The following is a 20,922-nucleotide window of genomic DNA, read 5'->3' as shown; positions in this document are numbered from 1 at the left end:
ATGGTCAACATCGGTGTGGTCGGCGCGACCGGCCAGGTCGGCCAGGTCATGCGCAACCTGCTCGAACAGCGCAACTTCCCCGCGACCTCCGTGCGGTTCTTCGCCTCGCCGCGCTCCGAGGGCAAGAAGCTGACATTCCGCGGCCAGGAGATCGAGGTCGAGAACGCCGAGACCGCCGATCCGTCCGGTCTGGACATCGCCCTGTTCTCGGCGGGCGCCACGATGTCGCGTGTGCAGGCCCCGCGGTTCGCCGAGGCCGGCGTGATCGTCGTCGACAACTCGTCGGCGTTCCGCAAGGACCCTGACGTCCCGCTCGTGGTCAGCGAGGTCAACTTCGACCGCGACGTGCGCGGCAAGAAGCTCGCCAAGGGCATCATCGCCAACCCCAACTGCACGACCATGGCCGCCATGCCGGTGCTCAAGCCGCTGCACGAAGAGGCCGGCCTGCAGCGCCTGATCGTGTCGAGCTACCAGGCCGTCTCCGGTAGCGGTATCGCCGGTGTCGAGGAACTCGCGGGTCAGGCCCGCGCCGTCATCGACGGCGTCGAGCAACTGGTGCACGACGGTTCGGCACTGCAGTACCCCGCGCCCAACAAGTACGTGGCGCCCATCGCGTTCAACATCGTTCCGCTGGCGGGCAACTACGTCGACGACGGCTCCGGCGAGACCGACGAGGACCAGAAGCTGCGCAACGAGAGCCGCAAGATCCTCGGCATCCCCGAGCTGTTGGTGTCCGGCACCTGCGTGCGTGTGCCGGTGTTCAGCGGGCACTCGCTGTCGATCAATGCCGAGTTCTCCCAACCGATTTCGGTGGAGCGCACCAAGGAGCTGCTGAGCACGGCGGCGGGCGTGAAGCTGGTCGACGTGCCCACGCCGCTGGCCGCCGCGGGTATCGACGACTGCCTCGTCGGCCGCATCCGCCAGGATCCGGGCGTGCCCGACGGCCGCGGCCTCGCGCTGTTCGTCTCCGGCGACAACCTGCGCAAGGGCGCAGCGCTCAACACCATCCAGATCGCAGAACTGTTGGCCGCCGACCTCTGACCTGAACCCCGTTGCGCCGAAACCGCATTCCAGCAGGCGTCGTCTCGATCTTTCTCTGCTGGAATGCCATTTCGGCGGGGCTCGCGCACGCCGACACGGGGCTCGTGCCTGGGCAGGTGCTGCGCATCGGGCCGAGTGCCGGCACCGGCACACCGACCGGTGACTACGGCATCGGCGCCACCGACCTGTGCGAGTTCATGGAGTTCCCCAGCCGCGTGCTGCAGGTGTGCGGCGACAGCTTCGCAGGCCAGGCCGTCGGATTCGGCGGCTGGTACTCGCCGATCGCGCTGCACGTCGAATCCGACTCGATCGACGACCCGGCCGGTATCCGCTACAACGGCGTCTCCGGCGTCGACAAGCCGCTGCTGGCCGATCCGACCCCGCCCGGCAGTTCCCAGCTTCCCGCCGGGGTGGTGTCGATCAACCGCGAGAACTACATGATGGTGACCGTCACGAAGGATCTGACGCCCCAGACCTCGCGCCTGGTGAAAGCCGATGCGGCCAAGAGCGGTTGGCCCACCGTGCCCGGTTCGGCGCGCGAGGCGTCGTACCTGGGCGGGAACCAGTCGCAAGTCAGCGGGTACTACGACCCGATCCCCACCCCCGAGTCACCTCGCGGATGGGTGTACATCGTCGCCAACAACTTCGACCGCAGCGGACCGGTGTTCCTGTACCGCGTACCGCCGCAGGACTTCACCGACCGTGCGGCCTGGCAGGGCTGGTCCTCGGCGTCCGGGCGCTGGGGTGAGCCGGCGACTGCGCTGTGGCCAGATCGCGTGGGGGAGATGAGCATTCGCCTGATCGACGGCAAGGCGGTGCTGTCATATTTCAACGCCACGACCGGCAACATGGAGATGCGTGTGGCCGACGACCCGACACAGTTGGGCACCGTGCCCGTGACGACCGTGGTCTATGCCAGCGACTGGCCCGACCCGGCCGAGACCCTGCCGCCGCCGGAGGTGAACCGGCTCGCGCAGCCATATGGCGGTTACATCTCACCGGCCTCGACACTCGACGAGGTCCGCGTCTTCATCAGCCAGTGGAACACCCGGCCACGCGGCGGCACGCCCTACCGCGTGATCCAGTACGCGGTGAACCCCCTCAAGCCGTGGGAGTAGGCTGTGTTTCAACCTTCCGTCCGCAGGACGTCCGCAACAGAGTTGCGGCGTTTTAGCAGCGACCAGCCGTGCTTGCACAAGTGGAATGCGGCCATGTAGCTATTCGCTATCCGACCGATCGAACCCGAGGCATGGAACTCTGTCATTCCGGAATTGTCCACCGGGCCCGCTTGCACCGTCGAGGGTGCACCGAGAAGGCACCAGGCGAGGCCATGAGCCGCGCCTGACCCCGACTGCCACTCCAAGTCGGCCTCGGCGGCAATATCTGCGGCAAATACCGCAGCAGCAGCGTCGCTGATCATCCTTGTGGTGTCGAGTTTAGTGCGTTCGCCCAGGGCTGCACGCTTCGCGTCGAGCTCCGCTTTCCGCATAGCAGCATGCTCGCCAACGCGTTTGGTGGCCTCGTGGTCCGGTGACAACCGGTGTAAGGCGATCAGATATTGCGTGTGATGCTTCGCGGCATAGGAAGCCAAGGTTCGGGCCCGCTTGAGGCGTTCCGTCCGCTCGTCGGGTGCTAGCAACCACACTGCCGCCGATGCGCCGATGAGCGCTGACCGGCTGAGCGTCAGATCGGCGACAGCGAACAGTTTGCGCGATTTGAGATGCAAACGCACTGCATCGAGGTGGTCGGCTGCAGCTTGCAGGCCGACATGAGCTAGTTGAGAGATGGGCATCCACGGCCAGTCTTGATCGTCCATGTGCAGTTCGCTTCCGGGCACCGGAACGAAGGCTTTTGCTCCCAGCCTCAGCCATTCGTCCAGTTGATCGAAGGTGCCGCGCAACACGTCTTCCTGGTCACGTTCGTTCACTAGTTGCCGCCCGTTGATGAGCTCTGTGCGTGGCCGATCGCGAGGATCGTCTTGTTCCAACGGTCCTCGACACCGGCACGGCGATTCGCGTCTGGCTCATTCGTGGGGCTTCCGTCTGAGTCAACCTCGGATGGTTTCACCATAGAACCGTCAGGTATAGCGACTGAGGGCGTGTTGCAAGTTCTGGATGCTGATCTCGCGCTGCCCAACCTCGCGAAGCCGAATGAGAGCGGGAATCAGCTTGTCCTCGCCGAACCGGTAGTTCGACTGACAAACCGGGCAAGCCAGCGTGTAACTGCGTCTTGCGCCCGGTGTGTCTGCCGCGACCGATCTGCCATCAAGCCGCCAACGCGTGATCTCGGGCGAAGCCTCGCCGTCCTCAGTAACTTTCGGGAACGTGAACCTCGGGCTTCGTCCTTCATGATCGCAATAGACGTTTATGGTCATTCGCATCACCCTTTCTGACAGTCCGGCGGCGCGTCCCCCAGCCCGTGGCGACTATCCTGGGCTGTCCGACGCGAGGGCATTAACCGCTCGGCGTGTCGGTGGGTGACAGTAACATCTAGACAGTGCAATTGACCTGCGGAAATGAGGTGGTGACGCAGATGGGCTTCCGAAACGGCCCCGATGTGCTGCCATCCCCGGACGGCGGATCTAAGCTACGACGCATGGGCGACAGATTCGCCGACGAGGAACGGGCCGCGCTTCTGGCTCTTCTGGATGAGCGCCCGCCGATGCTGGGCGAACGCGCGGGTAAGACCTCGTGGTCCACGATCGCCTCCGAGGTGTCTCTGCGTGGTTCCGCCCTAGCGGTGTGGCAGGACATCCACCCCCCGCTGCTCACGCTCGCTCTCGACGGTGACCTGAGCCGTGACGAATCAGAACTGCAGTTCCAGGTCGCGTGGAAGCAGCTAATCGAGTGGGAATCGTCCAAAGACTTCGACCTGCTGACGGTGCTGGACGAAGAGTATCCATTTGCGCTGCGCGGTATCCATCAGATGCCGCCGATGCTGTTCGTAAAAGGCGTCCTCCGCCCCGACGAGCGCGGGGTGTCAGTCGTCGGTTCACGACGCGCGACACGGCGGGGCCTGTCCATTGCCGCGAATGTTGCGGAAGGCCTTGCGGAACGGGGAATTTCGGTCATATCCGGACTTGCAGATGGTATCGATGGCGCCGCACACGAAGCGACGCTGCGAGCAGGCGGACGGCCGATCGGCGTGATCGGCACGGGCATCAACCGTGTCTACCCGGCAATCCACCGGGAGCTCCACGACCGGGTTGCGGCAGCCGGTGCGCTGGTATCTCAGTTCTTTCCGGACGCACCGCCAACAAAACAGTCGTTCCCGATGCGCAACGTCACTATGTCCGGCCTGGGTCGCGCGTCGATCATCGTCGAAGCCAGTGAACACAGTGGCACACGAATCCAGGCGCGCGTGGCTGTTGAACACGGCCGCCCCGTCATCCTGACCGACATTGTGGTGAACGCGACGAAGTGGGGACGCGAAATGCGCGACCGGCCAGGCGTTTACGTCGCGGGAAGCACCGCCGAGGTTATGGACATCGTCAAGCAGGTCGTAAACCAGGACGAGGACGACTCACTCGGCGTCTTGGCGCCGTTGGCGGGACTGCCTGACGGACGTTGACCAGAACGAGGGATCCAGTCGTCCACAACGAGCATCTACTCGTACAGCAGGCTGGCGGCTATCTCCGGAATGTGATCCGGGAAACGCGTATCACATGCGCAGTCTGCTGCACACCGGTCGATGACTACGACCGCTGCTACCGGTGCAACCAGCACCAATACACGGCCGGCATAGCGGACCTCGTAGCTCCTCTCACATACGCGGCCGAGCGAACCCAGTCCGGGATCCTGCTGCGCCACTACAAAGACGACGTCAGCGAAGTAGCGCGCCAGCAGCACAGCATGGTTATCCGGCGCGCGCTCTACCTCGGAATCATGTTGCACCAGAACTGTATTGAAAAACGTGTTGGGCAACCTGTGTACAGACGGGTGATGGTTCCCTCACTGAGCAATCGCCCCGGCGTCCATCCATTCGCCGCGATCACAAGAGAAATGAACGCCATCAGCGATCAGCTGAGCCTCGTGCCCGCGGCGACGGCGACTAGCAATCGCATCGTCGCAGGCACCCAGTTCGTTATCGCACCGCCGCAAGACTTGAGCGGCAAGCACATCTTGGTGCTCGATGACACATGGACAACCGGATCCAGAACTCAGTCGGCCGCGCTTACGCTACGAGCCGCGGGGGCTAGATACGTGAGTGTGATGGTCGTCGGCCGCTGGCTCTCGCCGGGGTATGGGAACAACGCCGAGTTCATCAAGACTCGTTTGAAGCGAGACTACGACCCACGAATCTGCCCGGTGACCGGCGGAGCTTGTCCTTAAAGGAGCGCTCGGCCTCCGTCCGCAGTGCGTCCCCAGTAGCCTAACTAAGCCTGAATCCGTGGAGCGGCCCTCCTTGAGGTGTCCGTGTGTGGTTTCTGCTGCGTTCGGTGTTGCGGGCATGCGGTAGTTGCTGGTCTGCCCAGCTTTTCCTGTGTGCTCCGGTTGGGCCTGTTCGGCGCGTTGGTCAGGTTGTTGCCGGTAGCGGTGGGCTGTATCCGATGGTGTTGCGCCACAACGTGAGCCAGTGCTCTGTCCAGGGCCAGTGCTCGGGGAGGTGCAGGATCGGTCGACGCTGGGGTCGGGCCAGACGGGCGGGAATGTTGACGATCTTGCGGCGCAGCGTCGCGCCGCGGGCAACCACGTGGGCACCTCCTGCGAGCACGCCGGCGGCGCGCAGCAGGTTGTGCGCGATCGCCGCGCACAACACCCACGCACTGTTGGCACCGAACTGTCCTGAGGGCATGTGGGCCAGGGGTCCGTCGATCAGATCGGCGAAGACGGTTTCGATGATCGCGTGCTGGCGGTGGGTGATGTCAGCCTCGGCGGTCGGCAAGTCTGTGTTGGTGAAGAACGGGTGATACCGCCACACCGGGAACAGCGCGTCCCGAAATCTCGCGTCTTTGACTCGCCGCACCACCAACCGCGCGGTGAACCGATCTTTGGTAGAGGCGAAGGCGGTGTAGCTGACCTCGGCGACCTCGGCATCAGAAATCCAGTCACCGGTGTCGGGATCACGCACTGCACCGGGATAGTTGACCGGCTCCCAGGCCTGCTCGTCGATCGAACTGATGGCCCGATCAACCGCGGTATTGCGGGTCATCACCACCGAGAAGTGCGCATTGTGGGCTCGGCAGGCGCCCACCACCGACCGGGTGCCGTAGGACGAATCGCCACGCACCAGCAGTTGCCCGCGCACGCCGGCGGCGCGGGCGGTGGCGATGGCTTGGGCGACCATGCGGCCCGCACCCTTCCCGGAACTGGTCTTACCGGCGCGCAGCCGCATCCCGGCGATCACCGGCGCCGCTCCGGGGGTGCTGATCGTCGTCGCCAACGGGGAGAGCCCTTTACGCAGAACCTGCTTACCAGCGATCTTGGTATGCCCGTAGGAGGCACCCTGTTTGGCGTGGCCATAGACCGGGCGCAGCAGTGAGTCGATGTCGATGAACGCCCCCGTGTCGGATCCGGGCAGCAGGTCCACCCGCGCACAGAGTGCGGCCAGATGATGACGCAGGACCGACTCCAACTGCCGGGCGTGTCCGAAGGTGAACTCCCGCAACAGTGTTCCGATCGTCGATGGTGCATAGACCCCATCGAAGAGCGTCTTCATCCCGCCGCCACGCACGAGGTCGAGGTCATCAATGCTGTCGGCGCCGGCGCACATTCCGGCGACCACGGTGAGCAGCTTCGGCGACGGGTTGGCCGACCCGGACTTGATCCGTGGTTCGCTGATACGAACCTTGTCGGCCAGCAACTGTGACAGCCCGGTCTGGGTGGCCAGCGTCATTACCGGCACCAGACCGGCGCACGACACGAGATGGGCATCATCGAAGACCGCCGACGACGCAGCGAACCTATGGGACACTTTCACCGGAAGTGCCTTTCGAAGTTGTGCCGATAAGTGCCTAGAGAACACTCATCATCACAGCTCAGAAGGCACTTTCCTCGTCACGACACCCTGCGACCAGCCAATTCATCGGTGGATCGAGGCTAAGCCTCGGTGCCCGCCAACACCGCCAACCCTGTTGACATGGGCTGATGGACTCATTCAATTCGAGTCAACGTTGCCAAACGTGCACGAACGGGTTCGCGGTGAATCCACTCAAGCCCTGGGAGTGACGCCGTTTGCGGTGTTGTTTGTCCGCTGAAACTCTACGCGTTCAACCATCGCTTCGATGACGTGGCACCGGCGTCTCCGGACGCTCTACCTGGCCCGATGTTACGTGCCTGCGCGAGGTGCTCGCAGACCTGCGGCCCAATCTCGCTGTAATCAGCGCCTGGATGGCCAGCACTGCGACGCGGTCTTCGAAGGGCGGGTACTGGCGAACTGATCGGGGAAGTTATGCCACTGAGCGATCTACCACCCGAAGCTCTGCGTACGGTCACACACGAGTGGAATCTGGACATCGAGCCTGCCTGGTCGGCAGGTGTGCCGTTTGTGACGTGAGGGCGGAAAATCGCGCTCGTGGCCGCCACTGCGTTACGCACGGTGCGGGTGTGCGGGTGTGTGGTCGGCGGGTGCGCCGTTTGTGACGTGAGGGCGGAAAAACGGGCTCTTCGCACTTGATAGGGGTCTGGTGTTGTCCGACGTTGTGTCGTGTCGGTGATTGATTAGGGGTCCGCGCCCCTGTGAGCTGGGTGTTCTTCAGGCATCCAGGACAAGGAACGCGGACCATGGTTGACGGTAGTTCACTGCTGCTCGATCTCGACGGTGTGGTCGTCGAATCGGTGCAGCGCCTCGAGGACGGCACCCGGTTGGTGCAGGTGCTCACCGCCCCCCAGTGGGTCGGGATCTGCCCCGAATGCGGGGAACGCTCCACCAGGTCGAAAGGCTGGGTACAGACCGGACCCCGCGACGTTGTGGTGGGTTCGGACCGCCCGATACTGCGCTGGCGTAAGCGAAAGTGGTTGTGCCCCAGCACGGTCTGTACGCGCAAGGTGTTCACCGAGTCGGTGCCCGGAATCCCGGCGCGGGCGCGGGTAACACCGCGGGCCAAGGCGACGATGGCCACTGCGGTGCTCGACGAGGACCGTTCGGTGGCCGCGGTGGCCGGGCAGTACCGCTGCGGCTGGCACACCGTGCACGACGAAGTCATCGCCACCGCCGAGGACGCCCTGGCCGGCGAGCTGGCGCCGGTGGCGGTGCTCGGCATCGACGAGACCCGACGCGGTAAGGCCAAATGGGAACACAACCCGGTACTCGGGCGGCGGGTATGGGTGGATCGCTGGGACACCGGACTGGTCGACATCACCGGCGATCAAGGCCTCCTTGGCCAGGTCAATGGCCGCACCTCGGCGGCAGTGATCGACTGGCTCGCTGGCCAGGACCCTGACTGGCGGGCCGCAATCACCCACGTAGCCATCGATTTGTCCCCGGCCTATGCCCGGGTGGCTCGCGAAGCACTGCCGCACGCGATCCTGATCGCCGACCGGTTCCACCTGGTCAAGAAAGCCAACGACATGGTTGATGCGGTGCGCCGCCGGGTCACCTGGACCCAACGGGGCCGGCGCGGCCGCAAGGCCGATGTCGAGTGGATCAACCGCCGCCGCCTGCTGCGCGGCTCCGAGCGGCTCACCGCAGACCAACGCGCCACGTTGTTCGCCAAGCTGCTCTCCGCCGACCCCAACCAGGACATCGCCGCGGCCTGGATCGCCAAAGAACTGCTGCGCGACCTGCTTTCCTGCGCCGACCGCGGCGGGTTGCGCTACGAGATCACGACCGCCCTGGACCGGTTCTACCGTTTCTGCGCGGCCTGCACAGTGCCCGAAGTGATCCGACTGGCCCGCACCATCGAGACCTGGCAGGCCCCCATCATCGCCGCCCTGCAGACCGGCCTGTCCAACGCCCGCACCGAAGGCTACAACCGCATCGTCAAACACGTCGGGCGCATCGCCTTCGGCTTCCGCAATCCTGAGAACCAACGCCGCCGAGTACGGTGGGCCTGCACTCGCCGATCACGACGAGTCACACCCAGCCGGCACCAACGCCACTGCTAACTGCGAAGAGCCGAAAAACGCGCTCGTGGCCGCCACTGCGTTACGCACGGTGAGCGAGGACGCCCGTTCATAGCCAATTCATAGCCGATTCTTGATCACCACCTGAGCAGCGGACGCATGCTCGTGGCATGAGTGAAACACCGTCTGACCATCCGACCACTCCGGTCGGCACGCCTGCCGAGACGCCCACCGCGACCTCGGGGCCGGTGGCGCCACCGCCGGTTGCGCCCCCGCCGGCAGCAGTACCCGTCGCGCCCGCCGAGGCACCCCGCCGGCACAGCCGTGTCGTACAGGCCGCCGCGTGGGTCGGCATCGTCGCGGGCGTCGTGTTCATCGTCGCTGTGGTGTTCGGCACCGGCTTCGTGCTGGGCAAGAACTCCGGCCCGGGGCATCATCACCGCGGCCATGACCGCCCGGAGATCATGATGTTCCACCGTGGCGGCCCGCCGCCGATGATGCCCGGCATGGGTCCCGGCCACATGAGGCCTGGTGGCGGCATGTTCGGCCCGGGAGGTGCACCGGCCGAGCGCGGTGAATTCCGTGGTCCGCAGGCCCCGGATCGTTCAGAGACGCCGACCACAGCACCCGCGCGACCATAATCACACTCACTCTTTTTGACTCATTCCAGAAAATGCGCGCATACTGGGTTTTGTGACCACAGTGCATGACCACGATCCCAAGGCTCTTTTGCGGGCCTCCGGGTTGCGCGTCACTGCACCCAGGGTCGCGGTGCTCGAAGTCCTGGCCGAACAGCCACACTCGACTGCAGACGACGTTGCCATGGCAGTTCGCCAGAACCTCGGGTCGGTGTCGACTCAGGCGGTGTACGACGTGCTGCGCGCGTGCGTCAACGCGGGCCTGGTGCGGCGCATCGAACCCGCCGGATCGTCGGCCCGCTACGAGACCAGGACCGGCGACAACCACCATCACCTGGTGTGCCGGGTGTGCGGCCGGGTGGCCGACGTCGACTGCGCGGTCGGCGAGGCGCCCTGCCTGGAGCCCTCCGATCTGGCGGGCTTCGCGATCGACGAGGCAGAGGTCGTGTACTGGGGAGTTTGCGCTGATTGCCAGCACGACTCCGCCACAACGACCAGACCGCAGAGCAGCACCATCTAGACCACATCTGCAGCCCGAAGAAATGCCCCGGCCACGACCCCTCGGTGGCCGGGGCTCTTCATTTCAGTTCGGTTGAAGCCCTGGGCGGGGTCCGGCGAATCGTGACATTCTGCCTAACCATGACGCGCCATCGGCTCATGCTTGCGCTGATCGCAGCGCCGGTACTGCTCGCCCCGGCGTGTGGGCAACCGGGCCCCGAACGTGGTGCGGTGATGGTGTTCTCGGTGGGTGACTGCGTGAGCATCCCGGCGACGACGCCTGACGGACCCGATCCCGTACGTGCCACAGAGGTGGACTGCAGCGCCGACCCCAGCTACACCGTGGGCGCCGTCGCCGACGAGACCGGCGCGTGCCCCAGCCGCGAATACCAGCAGCTGTCCACCGAATTCGCCGATCCGTCGACGGCGCGGCTGTGCCTGGTGCCGAACCTCGTCGCCGACCACTGCTACGAACTCGGCATGCCCGCGGGCATGGTCGAACTGGCCGACTGCGCCGAACCCGCCAGGCCCGGCCTGCTGGTCCAGGTGACGCGGCGGCTCGACGTCCGTGACCAGGCCGCATGCGGCGACGACGCCGGTCAGTTCGCCTGGCCGTACCCGTCACCGGCACGCACCTACTGCACCCGCACCGTGTACTGAATGGCATGATCGAGCCCATGCGTGCCGTGACTGTGAGTCTCGGGGTGGCTGGACTTGTCCTGGCGTCAGTGGCACCTGCTGCGGCCCGGCCGTCGGATCCCGGTGTGGTGTCCTACGCCGTCATGCCGAAGGGTTCGGTGAGCAACATCGTCGGCGCCCCCATCCGCTGGGAGTCCGAGTTCACCGCGCCGTTCCAGGCGTTCTCCGTCGACAACCCCGTGTGCAACAACTGGGCCGACATCGGCCTGCCCGAGGTGTTCAACGACCCCGACCTGGCGTCCTTCGGCGGTGCCACTGCCCAGACCGCGGCGGGCGACGCCACACACCTGGTGAAGCAGGCCGTCGGGGTGTTCGCCACCGTCGACGCGGCCGACCGCGCCTACCATCGCGTCGTCGACCGCACCGTCGGATGCGCGGGGCAGACCACGGCGATGCATCTGGACAACTTCCACACCGAGGTGTGGACGTTCACCGGCGGGCCGGCGGGCCCGGCCGACGCCGACTGGGTCAAGCAGGAGGCGGCCACCGACCGGCGGTGTTTCAACACCACCCGGAAGCGCGAAAACGTTCTGCTGCAGGCAAAAGTGTGCCAATCCGGCAACGGAGGCCCCGCGGTCAACGTGCTGGCCGGGGCCATGCAGAACACCCTGGGGCAATAACCGGCCCGCAACCGTCACCGACCTGTCACGAATAAAGACGCGAACTTTGTCGGTCTGATCTGGAAGATGGAGAAGAACCAGACGGTCCGGCAGGGGACTGGGAGGGACGGTTGGTCATGGCCTTACCCGCCAGAAGTGATTCTGGCTGTGCGGTTCCGGTCGAGTTCACCAGTGCGGAGCAGGCCGCCGCCCACATCGGTGCCAACAGCCTGCAGGACGGTCCGATCGGCCGGGTGGGCCTGGAGATCGAGGCGCACTGTTTCGACCTGAGCAATCCGACGCGGCGACCGAGCTGGGACGAACTGTCCGCCGTGATCGCGGACGTACCGCCACTGCCCGGTGGCAGCCGGATCACCGTGGAACCCGGCGGCGCGGTCGAACTGTCCGGTCCGCCGTACGACGGTCCGCTCGCCGCGGTCGCCGCGCTGCAGGCCGACCGTGCTGTGCTGCGTGCGGAGTTCGCCCGCAGGAATCTTGGCCTGGTGCTGCTCGGCACCGATCCGCTGCGGCCGACCCGCCGGGTCAACCCGGGTGCGCGCTACTCGGCCATGGAACAGTTCTTCACCGCGAGCGGTACCGCCGAGGCCGGCGCCGCGATGATGACGGCAACCGCGTCGGTGCAGGTCAACCTGGATGCCGGTCCGCGCGACGGCTGGGCCGAGCGGGTCCGGTTGGCACATGCGCTGGGGCCCACGATGATCGCGATCACCGCCAACTCACCGATGCTGGGTGGACAGTTCACGGGCTGGTGTTCGACGCGGCAACGCGTGTGGGGGCAGCTCGACTCGGCGCGGTGCGGGCCGGTGCTGGGTGTGGACGGCGACGATCCCGCCTCCGAATGGGCGCGCTACGCGCTGCGCGCGCCGGTGATGCTGGTGAACTCTCCGGACGCGGTGCCCGTGACCAACTGGGTGCCGTTCGCGGACTGGGCCGACGGGCGCGCCGTGCTGGGTGGACGCAGACCGACCGAGGCCGACCTGGACTATCACCTGACGACGCTGTTCCCGCCGGTGCGGCCGCGCCGCTGGCTGGAGATCCGCTATCTCGACAGCGTGCCCGACGCGCTGTGGCCGGCCGCTGTGTTCACCCTCACCACATTGCTCGACGATCCTGTCGCGGCCGAAAGTGCCGCTGAGGCAACACGTCCAGTCGCCACAGCCTGGGACCGCGCCGCGCGGATGGGCCTGACGGACCGACATCTGCACACCGCGGCCCTGACGTGCGTGCGGCTCGCGGCGGAGCGGGCACCGGCCGAACTCGAGGAATCGATGACGCTGTTGATGCGTTCGGTCCAGCAGAGGCGTAGTCCCGCCGACGACTTCTCGGACCGGGTGGTGGCACGCGGAATCGCCGCCGCCGTCCGGGAACTGGCGAAAGGTGAGCTTTGATCGCACGCGAGACACTGGCCGACGAGCTGGCCCGGGCCCGCGAACGCACGTTGCGGCTCGTGGAGTTCGACGACGCGGAACTGCATCGCCAGTACAACCCGCTGATGAGCCCGCTCGTATGGGACCTCGCGCACATCGGCCAGCAGGAAGAACTGTGGCTGCTGCGCGACGGCAACCCCGACCGCCCCGGCATGCTCGCACCCGAGGTGGACCGGCTCTACGACGCGTTCGAGCACTCACGCGCCAGCCGGGTCAACCTCCCGTTGCTGCCGCCTTCGGATGCGCGCGCCTACTGCGCGACGGTGCGGGCCAAGGCGCTCGACACCCTCGACACGCTGCCCGAGGACGATCCGGGCTTCCGGTTCGCGCTGGTGATCAGCCACGAGAACCAGCACGACGAGACCATGCTGCAGGCACTCAACCTGCGCGAAGGCCCGCCCCTGCTCGACACCGGAACTCCCCTGCCCACGGGCAGGCCAGGCGTGGCAGGCACGTCGGTGCTGGTGCCGGGCGGCCCGTTCGTGCTCGGGGTCGACGCGCTGACCGAACCGCACTCGCTGGACAACGAACGGCCCGCCCACGTCGTGGACATCCCGTCGTTCCGGATCGGCCGCGTGCCCGTCACCAACGCCGAATGGCGCGAGTTCATCGACGACGGCGGCTACGACGAGCCGCGCTGGTGGTCGCCACGCGGCTGGGCGCACCGCCAGGAGGCGGGCCTGGTGGCCCCGCAGTTCTGGAACCCCGACGGCACCCGCACCCGGTTCGGGCACATCGAGGAGATCCCGGGTGACGAACCCGTGCAGCACGTGACGTTCTTCGAAGCCGAGGCCTACGCGGCGTGGGCCGGTGCGCGGTTGCCCACCGAGATCGAATGGGAGAAGGCCTGCGCGTGGGATCCGGTCGCCGGTGCTCGGCGCCGGTTCCCCTGGGGCTCAGCACAACCCAGCGCGGCGCTGGCCAACCTCGGCGGTGACGCACGCCGCCCGGCGCCGGTCGGGGCCTACCCGGCGGGGGCGTCGGCCTATGGCGCCGAGCAGATGCTGGGCGACGTGTGGGAGTGGACCTCCTCGCCGCTGCGGCCGTGGCCCGGTTTCACGCCGATGATCTACGAGCGCTACAGCACGCCGTTCTTCGAGGGCACCACATCCGGTGACTACCGCGTGCTGCGCGGCGGGTCATGGGCCGTGGCACCGGGAATCCTGCGGCCCAGCTTCCGCAACTGGGACCACCCGATCCGGCGGCAGATCTTCTCGGGTGTCCGCCTGGCCTGGGACGTCTGATGTGCCGGCATGTGGCGTGGCTGGGCGCGCCGCGGTCGTTGGCCGACCTGGTGCTCGACCCGCCGCAGGGACTGCTGGTGCAGTCCTACGCACCGCGACGACAGAAGCACGGTCTGATGAACGCCGACGGTTGGGGCGCAGGGTTTTTCGACGACGATGGAGTGGCCCGCCGCTGGCGCAGCGACAAACCGCTGTGGGGTGATGCGTCGTTCGCGTCGGTGGCACCAGCGCTGCGCAGTCGCTGTGTGGTGGCCGCGGTGCGCTCGGCCACCATCGGTATGCCCATCGAACCGTCGGCGTCGGCGCCGTTCAGCGACGGGCAGTGGCTGCTGTCGCACAACGGCCTGGTCGACCGCGGGGTGCTCCCGTTGACCGGTGCCGCCGAGTCCACGGTGGACAGCGCGATCCTCGCGGCGCTCATCTTCTCCCGTGGCCTCGACGCGCTCGGCGCCACCATCGCCGAGGTCGGCGAACTCGACCCGAACGCGCGGTTGAACATCCTGGCCGCCAACGGTTCCCGGCTGCTCGCCACCACCTGGGGGGACACGCTGTCGGTCCTGCGCCGCCCCGACGGCGTCGTCCTCGCGAGCGAACCCTACGACGACGATCCCGGCTGGTCGGACATCCCGGACCGGCACCTCGTCGACGTCCGCGACGCCCACGTCGTCGTGACACCCCTGTGAAAGGACGCCCCATGACGCTCTCACTGGCCAACTACCTGGCAGCCGACTCGGCCGCCGAAGCGCTGCGCCGTGACGTCCGCGCGGGTCTCACCGCGACACAGAAGAGTCTGCCGCCCAAGTGGTTCTACGACGCCGTCGGCAGTGATCTGTTCGATCAGATCACCCGGCTCCCCGAGTATTACCCCACCCGAACCGAGGCGCAGATCCTGCGGACCCGGTCGGCGGAGATCATCTCGGCCGCGGGTGCCGACACCCTGGTGGAACTGGGCAGTGGGACATCGGAGAAAACCCGCATGCTGCTCGACGCCATGCGCGACGCCGAGCTGCTGCGCCGCTTCATCCCGTTCGACGTCGACGCGGGCGTGCTGCGTTCGGCCGGAGCGGCAATCGGCGCGGAGTACCCGGGTATCGAGATCGACGCCGTATGTGGCGATTTCGAGGAGCATCTGGGCAAGATCCCGCATGTCGGACGGCGGCTCGTGGTGTTCCTCGGGTCGACCATCGGCAACCTGACACCCGCGCCCCGCGCGGAGTTCCTCAGTACTCTCGCGGACACGCTGCAGCCGGGCGACAGCCTGCTGCTGGGCACCGATCTGGTGAAGGACACCGGCCGGTTGGTGCGCGCGTACGACGACGCGGCCGGCGTCACCGCGGCGTTCAACCGCAACGTGCTGGCCGTGGTGAACCGCGAACTGTCCGCCGATTTCGACCTCGACGCGTTCGAGCATGTCGCGAAGTGGAACTCCGACGAGGAACGCATCGAGATGTGGTTGCGTGCCCGCACCGCACAGCATGTCCGCGTCGCGGCACTGGACCTGGAGGTCGACTTCGCCGCGGGTGAGGAGATGCTCACCGAGGTGTCCTGCAAGTTCCGTCCCGAGAACGTCGTCGCCGAGCTGGCGGAAGCCGGTCTGCGGCAGACGCATTGGTGGACCGATCCGGCCGGGGATTTCGGGTTGTCGCTGGCGGTGCGGTGATGCTCGCGCAGCAGTGGCGTGACGCCCGTCCCAAGGTTGCCGGGTTGCACCTGGACAGCGGGGCATGTTCGCGGCAGAGCTTCGCGGTGATCGACGCGACCACCGCACACGCACGCCACGAGGCCGAGGTGGGTGGTTATGTGGCGGCCGAGGCTGCGACGCCGGCGCTCGACGCCGGGCGGGCCGCGGTCGCGTCGCTCATCGGTTTTGCGGCGTCGGACGTGGTGTACACCAGCGGATCCAACCACGCCATCGACCTGTTGCTGTCGAGCTGGCCGGGGAAGCGCACGCTGGCCTGCCTGCCCGGCGAGTACGGGCCGAATCTGTCTGCCATGGCGGCCAACGGTTTCCAGGTGCGTGCGCTACCGGTCGACGACGACGGGCGGGTGCTGGTCGACGAGGCGTCGCACGAACTGTCGGCCCATCCCGTCGCGCTCGTACACCTCACCGCATTGGCAAGCCATCGCGGGATCGCGCAACCCGCGGCAGAACTCGTCGAGGCCTGCCACAATGCGGGGATCCCCGTGGTGATCGACGCCGCGCAGGCGCTGGGGCATCTGGACTGCAATGTCGGGGCCGACGCGGTGTACTCATCGTCGCGCAAGTGGCTCGCCGGCCCGCGTGGTGTCGGGGTGCTCGCGGTGCGGCCCGAACTCGCCGAGCGTCTGCAACCGCGGATCCCCCCGTCCGACTGGCCAATTCCGATGAGTGTTCTGGAGAAGCTCGAACTCGGTGAGCACAACGCGGCGGCGCGTGTGGGATTCTCCGTCGCGGTCGGTGAGCATCTCGCAGCAGGTCCCACGACGGTGCGCGAACGACTCGCCGAGGTGGGGTGCCTCTCTCGGCAGGTGCTGGCAGAGGTCGACGGGTGGCGCGTCGTCGAACCCGTCGACCAACCCACCGCGATCACCACCCTTGAGCCCACCGATGGTGCCGATCCCGCGTCGGTGCGCTCGTGGCTGATCGCGGAGCGTGGCATCGTGAGCACCGCGTGTGAACTCGCGCGGGCACCGTTCGAGATGCGCACGCCGGTGCTGCGAATCTCGCCGCACGTCGACGTGACGGTCGACGAACTGGAGCAGTTCGCAGCAGCGTTGCGTGAGGCGCCCTGAAAACAGGGTTGCGTGGTCAGCGGTGCCGTGGCTAGTGTTCGCGTCATGTCGAGCCCTGAGGCATCCAAGGTGGGGGCTTTCGGTCACGCCGTCAGCCCCCTGAATCACTGAGCGCAGTCCCAGCCCCACGGGGGCCGGCCGCGGTGACGAGACGTTTTCTTTTCTCGCTCTCTCACCTCGGAGTTTGTGATGCCTTTTTCGCTCTACCTTCTTGCCGTGGCCGTATTCGCCATGGGTACCTCGGAATTCATGCTCGCCGGTCTGGTGCCGGACATCGCCGCCGACCTCGGTGTATCGATCGGACCGGCTGGGCTGCTCACGTCGGCATTTGCTGTGGGGATGGTCGTCGGTGCGCCGTCGATGGCGGCGTTGACCCGTCGATGGCGTGCCCGGGTCAGTTTGTCGGCCTTCCTGCTGACCTTCGCCCTGGTGCACGTGCTCGGCGCTGTCACAACAAGTTTCGGCGTTCTGTTGGTCACCCGGCTGGTCGCGGCGGTTGCCAATGCGGGCTTTCTCGCGGTCGCGTTGAGCACGGCGGCCACCCTCGTGCCGGCGGGACGCCAAGGTCGCGGGCTGGCGGTTCTCCTGGCGGGCACGACGCTGGCGACCATCGCCGGAGTGCCGGCCGGCGCGGTGCTGGGCACCATGCTAGGCTGGCGGGCCACCTTCTGGGCGATAGCACTGCTCTGTGTGCCCGCTGTTGTCGGTATCGCCACAGCATTACCGGCGGGTGCAGGACGCGCCGGCTCGCCGGTGGCGGGTGCCTCGCTGCGTGATGAGCTCGCGCAACTGGGGAGTAAGCGCCTGGCGTTGGCCATGCTGCTCGCCGCCCTGGTGAATGCCGGTACGTTCGCGACGTTCACGTTCCTGGCACCGATCGTCACCGAATCGGCGGGACTGGGGCGACTGTGGGTCTCGGTTGTCTTGCTGCTGTTCGGGTTTGGGTCGTTCATCGGCGTGACCGTCGCGGGACGTCTGTCCGACACACGCCCCGGTATCGTCATCGGAGCCGGGGGCCCTGCGTTGTTGGCGGGCTGGACGGCGCTTGCGCTCCTGTCGAGCCAGCCGGCTGCGCTTCTCCTGCTGGCATTCATGCAGGGCGCGTTGTCGTTCGCCGTGGGCGGCACCCTGATCACGCGGGTGCTCTATGAGGCGTCCGCAGCCCCCACGATGGGTGGGGCGTATGCGACGGCGGCGTTGAACGTCGGCGCTGCCGGTGGTCCGGTGGCCGCAGCTGCGGCTCTCGGAATTCACGCGAATGTCGTTGCGCCGGTCTGGGTCAGCAGCGTTATGGTCGCGCTGGCGTTACTGATTGCCGTGCCGATGCTGAGGGTCATCGCGCCACGCGCTGGCCCAGCGACTTCCACACCTCCGCTTGGAGGTAACTGCGGCTAGCCTAACCGCCTGAGGCCTGCATGAGCGTGAGCGCGGCTTGCTTTGCGCGCGTGGCGGGGTCGGGTGTGCCGAAGATCGCCGAGTTGACAATCGCACCTTCCGCGAGCAGAGCGAGGTGCGCGGCCAACTCGGCGGGATACCCTGCGGCGCCGACGAGTTCGGTGAGATAAGCGTGGAACTCCCGCTTGTGGTGGCGGGCCTGGTCTGCGACCGCGGGGGAGATACCGCCGAGTTCACCGAAGGAGTTGATGAACGCGCAACCGCGGTAGTCGGGTTCGGAGAACCACGCGTACAGCCAGTCGTACACCGCGGTGATGCGTTCGCGCGGGTCGGTGTGGGATTGGACCGCGGCGGTGAGCCTGCCGAGCCACCGCGAATCCCGTTGTTGCAGGAACGAAACAACCAGATCCTCTTTCGAGGGGAACATCTGGTAGAGGCGTTTGAGCGAGACTCCGGACGCCGTCCGCACGGCGTCCATGCCGACGGCCTGAATGCCGCGGGCGTAGAAGAGTTCCTCGGCCGCGGCGAGGACGCGCTCGCGTGCCGCGTCTGGGTCCAGCATGCCGACCTTCCTTGCGCGGAGAACCATCGTTCTCTACGGTAGCAGACGGGAGAACGACCGTTCTCCGGGAAGGAACGCCGCATGTCCGACGCAGCCCGCCCACCGCTGCCGCCATTCACCACCGAGACCGCCGCCCAAAAGGTCAGGCTGGCCGAGGACGCCTGGAACTCCCGGGACCCGCAGCGGGTCGCCCTCGCCTACACTGTCGACTCCCGCTGGCGTAACCGCACCGAATTCCCCAGAGGCCGAGAGGAAATCGTCGAGTTCCTGACGCGTAAGTGGAACACCGAACTCGACTACCGCCTGATCAAGGAACTCTGGGCCCATGACGGCAACCGGATCGCCGTGCGCTTCGCCTACGAACACCACGACGACTCGGGCAACTGGTTCCGCTCGTACGGCAACGAGAACTGGGAGTTCGACGAGTTCGGCCTGATGCGCACGCGGCATGCGTCCATCAACACCGCGCCGATCGCCGAGGGCGAGCGCAAGTTCCACTGGCCGCTGGGCCGCAGGCCCGACGACCATCCGGGCCTCAACGACCTGGGGCTGTGAGCACCCTCGCCCACCGGTGAGCCGCCGGTGGTCGACCACCCTGCCCGACCGGACAGTTCTGCCGTGCCGGTCGGCGGGTAGTGGCCGCAAACCATTGTGACGCCGGCCACTTGCGGTCCACCGTGGTGTCAGCTGCCCGAACCTGGGCGCGACACAGCGAGGAGTGAACCAATGGCCATTGAGCTGAACCAGATTTGGGATTTCCCGATCAAGGAGTTCCACCCGTTCCCCCGCGCGCTGCTGGGCGTCGGGGCGCACGACATCATCGGCGTCGAGGCCAAGAACCTCGGCTTCAAGCGCACCCTGCTGATGACCACGGGCCTGCGCGGCTCAGGCATCATCGAGGAACTCACCGGCAAGATCGAGTACCAGGGCGTCGAGGTGGTCCTCTACGACAAGGTGGAGTCGAACCCCAAGGACTACAACGTCATGGAGGCCGCGGCGCTCTACCAGCAGGAGAAGTGCGACAGCATCATCTCCGTCGGTGGCGGGTCGAGCCACGACGCCGCCAAGGGTGCGCGTGTGGTCATCGCCCACGACGGCCGCAACATCAACGAGTTCGAGGGCTTCGCCAAGTCCACCAACAAGCAGAACCCGCCGCACATCGCGGTATCCACCACGGCCGGAACGGGTTCGGAGACATCGTGGGCCTACGTCATCACCGACACCTCCGACATGGACCACCCGCACAAGTGGGTGGGGTTCGACGAGGCGACCATCGTCACCCTCGCGATCGACGATCCGCTGCTGTACTACAGCTGCCCGCAGCACTTCACCGCCTACTGCGGTTTCGATGTGCTCGCGCACGGCAGTGAGCCGTTCGTGTCGCGGCTGGACTTCGCGCCGTCACTCGGAAATGCCCTGTACTCCGTCGAACTCGTCGCCAAGCATCTGCGCGAGGCGGTGTTCGAGCCACGCAACCTCAAGGCCCGCGAAGGCATGATGAACGCGCAGTACATCGCCGGGCAGGCGTTCAACTCCGGCGGTCTGGGCATCGTGCACTCCATCAGCCACGCGGTCAGCGCGTTCTTCGACAGCCACCACGGCCTCAACAACGCGATCGCCCTGCCGCGGGTATGGGAGTACAACCTGCCCGCGCGCTACGAGCGCTACGCGCAGCTTGCGACGGCGATGGGTGTGGACACCCGCAACATGACCACGGTGCAGGCCGCCGACGCCGCGGTCGAGGCCGCGATCCGGTTGGCGCAGGACGTCGGCATCCCGGACAACTTCTCGCAGGTCCGCGTCGACTCGTACGCCAAGAACCAGATGAACACCGGCAAGTACGCCGGCAAGGGTGAGGTGATCAAGGGCGACGACAAGACCGTCCGCGCGATCTCCGAGCACATCCAGGACGACTGGTGCACCCCAGGCAACCCGCGCGAGGTGACCGTCGAATCGATGATCCCCGTGGTGAACCACGCGATCAACGAGTCCTACTGATTCAGCATCTGATTCGCAACCGGGA

Annotated in this window: 22 protein-coding genes; 17 read left to right on the top strand and 5 right to left on the bottom strand. The window is 66.6% G+C overall.

Translation table 11 applies throughout. The features are described from left to right. Together AT701_RS30605 and AT701_RS30600 are read left to right on the top strand one after the other, a co-directional pair. Nucleotides 1-1,041 carry an aspartate-semialdehyde dehydrogenase gene (locus tag AT701_RS30605; protein WP_003897678.1) on the top strand — a complete coding sequence of 347 codons (1,041 nt, stop codon included), beginning with the start codon at nucleotides 1-3 and terminating at the stop codon, nucleotides 1,039-1,041. A gap of 47 nt (nucleotides 1,042-1,088) precedes the next feature. Beyond that, nucleotides 1,089-2,159 carry a glycoside hydrolase family 183 protein gene (locus AT701_RS30600; RefSeq protein ID WP_223496039.1) on the top strand — a complete coding sequence of 357 codons (1,071 nt, stop codon included), beginning with the start codon at nucleotides 1,089-1,091 and terminating at the stop codon, nucleotides 2,157-2,159. An 8-nt stretch (nucleotides 2,160-2,167) separates the two neighbouring features. Here AT701_RS30600 and AT701_RS30595 read toward each other — a convergent pair whose 3' ends face one another. Both AT701_RS30595 and AT701_RS34955 read right to left on the bottom strand, forming a co-directional pair. Then, on the bottom strand, nucleotides 2,168-2,968 hold the full coding sequence (locus tag AT701_RS30595) for a hypothetical protein (RefSeq protein WP_058127195.1): 801 nt from the start codon (nucleotides 2,966-2,968) through the stop codon (nucleotides 2,168-2,170). A 150-nt stretch (nucleotides 2,969-3,118) separates the two neighbouring features. After that, entirely contained in the window at nucleotides 3,119-3,415 is a 297-nt protein-coding gene (locus AT701_RS34955) for a hypothetical protein (RefSeq protein WP_157892592.1), read from the bottom strand. A 221-nt stretch (nucleotides 3,416-3,636) separates the two neighbouring features. Here AT701_RS34955 and AT701_RS30590 point away from each other — a divergent pair, with 221 nt between their 5' ends. Then, the gene (locus AT701_RS30590; RefSeq protein WP_081319627.1) at nucleotides 3,637-4,611 is read left to right on the top strand and encodes a DNA-processing protein DprA; all 975 of its coding nucleotides are present in this window, start codon (nucleotides 3,637-3,639) and stop codon (nucleotides 4,609-4,611) included. A 35-nt stretch (nucleotides 4,612-4,646) separates the two neighbouring features. Here the strand turns inward: AT701_RS30590 and AT701_RS35155 are convergent, their stop codons facing one another. Next, nucleotides 4,647-4,934, bottom strand: coding sequence for a hypothetical protein (locus AT701_RS35155; RefSeq protein ID WP_162267886.1), 288 nt, complete (start codon nucleotides 4,932-4,934; stop codon nucleotides 4,647-4,649). Between AT701_RS35155 and AT701_RS30585 the strand changes: the two genes are divergently transcribed. Continuing rightward, nucleotides 4,926-5,372, top strand: a complete 447-nt coding sequence (locus AT701_RS30585; RefSeq protein WP_162267885.1) for a hypothetical protein — start codon at nucleotides 4,926-4,928, stop codon at nucleotides 5,370-5,372. The two genes, AT701_RS35155 and AT701_RS30585, sit on opposite strands and share 9 nt — an antisense overlap. Before the next feature lie 184 nt (nucleotides 5,373-5,556). Here AT701_RS30585 and AT701_RS30580 read toward each other — a convergent pair whose 3' ends face one another. Beyond that, on the bottom strand, nucleotides 5,557-6,960 hold the full coding sequence (locus AT701_RS30580) for an IS1380 family transposase (protein WP_058124898.1): 1,404 nt from the start codon (nucleotides 6,958-6,960) through the stop codon (nucleotides 5,557-5,559). A gap of 758 nt (nucleotides 6,961-7,718) precedes the next feature. Here AT701_RS30580 and AT701_RS30575 point away from each other — a divergent pair. From AT701_RS30575 to AT701_RS30525, 11 genes are all read left to right on the top strand, one after another. Further along, complete coding sequence (locus AT701_RS30575; RefSeq protein ID WP_058124893.1) at nucleotides 7,719-9,086, top strand: ISL3-like element ISMsm4 family transposase; 1,368 nt, start codon at nucleotides 7,719-7,721, stop codon at nucleotides 9,084-9,086. Between the two features lie 128 nt (nucleotides 9,087-9,214). Next, the gene (locus AT701_RS35410; RefSeq protein WP_011731163.1) at nucleotides 9,215-9,685 is read left to right on the top strand and encodes a hypothetical protein; all 471 of its coding nucleotides are present in this window, start codon (nucleotides 9,215-9,217) and stop codon (nucleotides 9,683-9,685) included. A gap of 52 nt (nucleotides 9,686-9,737) precedes the next feature. Then, the gene (gene furA3 / locus AT701_RS30565; protein WP_011731162.1) at nucleotides 9,738-10,202 is read left to right on the top strand and encodes a fur family transcriptional regulator FurA3; all 465 of its coding nucleotides are present in this window, start codon (nucleotides 9,738-9,740) and stop codon (nucleotides 10,200-10,202) included. Nucleotides 10,203-10,321: 119 nt separating this feature from the next. Beyond that, the gene (locus AT701_RS30560) at nucleotides 10,322-10,840 is read left to right on the top strand and encodes a hypothetical protein (RefSeq protein WP_223495867.1); all 519 of its coding nucleotides are present in this window, start codon (nucleotides 10,322-10,324) and stop codon (nucleotides 10,838-10,840) included. 5 nt (nucleotides 10,841-10,845) lie between these two features. Beyond that, nucleotides 10,846-11,499: a sensor domain-containing protein gene (locus tag AT701_RS30555; RefSeq protein WP_081319626.1), complete on the top strand. Its 654-nt coding sequence runs from the start codon at nucleotides 10,846-10,848 to the stop codon at nucleotides 11,497-11,499. 116 nt (nucleotides 11,500-11,615) lie between these two features. Further along, the gene (gene egtA, locus AT701_RS30550; protein WP_011731159.1) at nucleotides 11,616-12,887 is read left to right on the top strand and encodes an ergothioneine biosynthesis glutamate--cysteine ligase EgtA; all 1,272 of its coding nucleotides are present in this window, start codon (nucleotides 11,616-11,618) and stop codon (nucleotides 12,885-12,887) included. Further along, nucleotides 12,884-14,170, top strand: coding sequence for an ergothioneine biosynthesis protein EgtB (egtB, locus tag AT701_RS30545; protein WP_058127193.1), 1,287 nt, complete (start codon nucleotides 12,884-12,886; stop codon nucleotides 14,168-14,170). The genes egtA and egtB overlap by 4 nt, the downstream gene beginning before the upstream one ends. Beyond that, nucleotides 14,170-14,853 (top strand): ergothioneine biosynthesis protein EgtC, encoded by a 684-nt coding sequence (egtC, locus tag AT701_RS30540; RefSeq protein WP_058127192.1) that lies wholly within the window; start codon nucleotides 14,170-14,172, stop codon nucleotides 14,851-14,853. Before egtB ends, egtC begins: the two co-directional genes overlap by 1 nt. Before the next feature lie 11 nt (nucleotides 14,854-14,864). Then, the gene (gene egtD / locus AT701_RS30535; RefSeq protein WP_058127191.1) at nucleotides 14,865-15,830 is read left to right on the top strand and encodes an L-histidine N(alpha)-methyltransferase; all 966 of its coding nucleotides are present in this window, start codon (nucleotides 14,865-14,867) and stop codon (nucleotides 15,828-15,830) included. Continuing rightward, complete coding sequence (gene egtE / locus AT701_RS30530) at nucleotides 15,827-16,942, top strand: ergothioneine biosynthesis PLP-dependent enzyme EgtE (protein WP_058127190.1); 1,116 nt, start codon at nucleotides 15,827-15,829, stop codon at nucleotides 16,940-16,942. Before egtD ends, egtE begins: the two co-directional genes overlap by 4 nt. Nucleotides 16,943-17,131: 189 nt before the next feature. Beyond that, nucleotides 17,132-18,337: a Cmx/CmrA family chloramphenicol efflux MFS transporter gene (locus AT701_RS30525; RefSeq protein WP_058127189.1), complete on the top strand. Its 1,206-nt coding sequence runs from the start codon at nucleotides 17,132-17,134 to the stop codon at nucleotides 18,335-18,337. A 1-nt stretch (nucleotide 18,338) separates the two neighbouring features. Here AT701_RS30525 and AT701_RS30520 read toward each other — a convergent pair whose 3' ends face one another. After that, complete coding sequence (locus AT701_RS30520) at nucleotides 18,339-18,899, bottom strand: TetR/AcrR family transcriptional regulator (RefSeq protein ID WP_058127188.1); 561 nt, start codon at nucleotides 18,897-18,899, stop codon at nucleotides 18,339-18,341. A gap of 81 nt (nucleotides 18,900-18,980) precedes the next feature. Between AT701_RS30520 and AT701_RS30515 the strand changes: the two genes are divergently transcribed. Both AT701_RS30515 and mdo read left to right on the top strand, forming a co-directional pair. Then, nucleotides 18,981-19,454, top strand: coding sequence for a nuclear transport factor 2 family protein (locus AT701_RS30515; protein WP_058127187.1), 474 nt, complete (start codon nucleotides 18,981-18,983; stop codon nucleotides 19,452-19,454). Nucleotides 19,455-19,625: 171 nt separating this feature from the next. Then, nucleotides 19,626-20,897: an NDMA-dependent methanol dehydrogenase gene (mdo, locus tag AT701_RS30510; protein WP_003897664.1), complete on the top strand. Its 1,272-nt coding sequence runs from the start codon at nucleotides 19,626-19,628 to the stop codon at nucleotides 20,895-20,897. Nucleotides 20,898-20,922 lie beyond the last annotated feature (25 nt).

It is taken from the genome of Mycolicibacterium smegmatis (assembly GCF_001457595.1).
Taxonomy (GTDB): domain Bacteria; phylum Actinomycetota; class Actinomycetes; order Mycobacteriales; family Mycobacteriaceae; genus Mycobacterium; species Mycobacterium smegmatis.
This window is presented reverse-complemented; position numbering and strand designations above follow the sequence as displayed.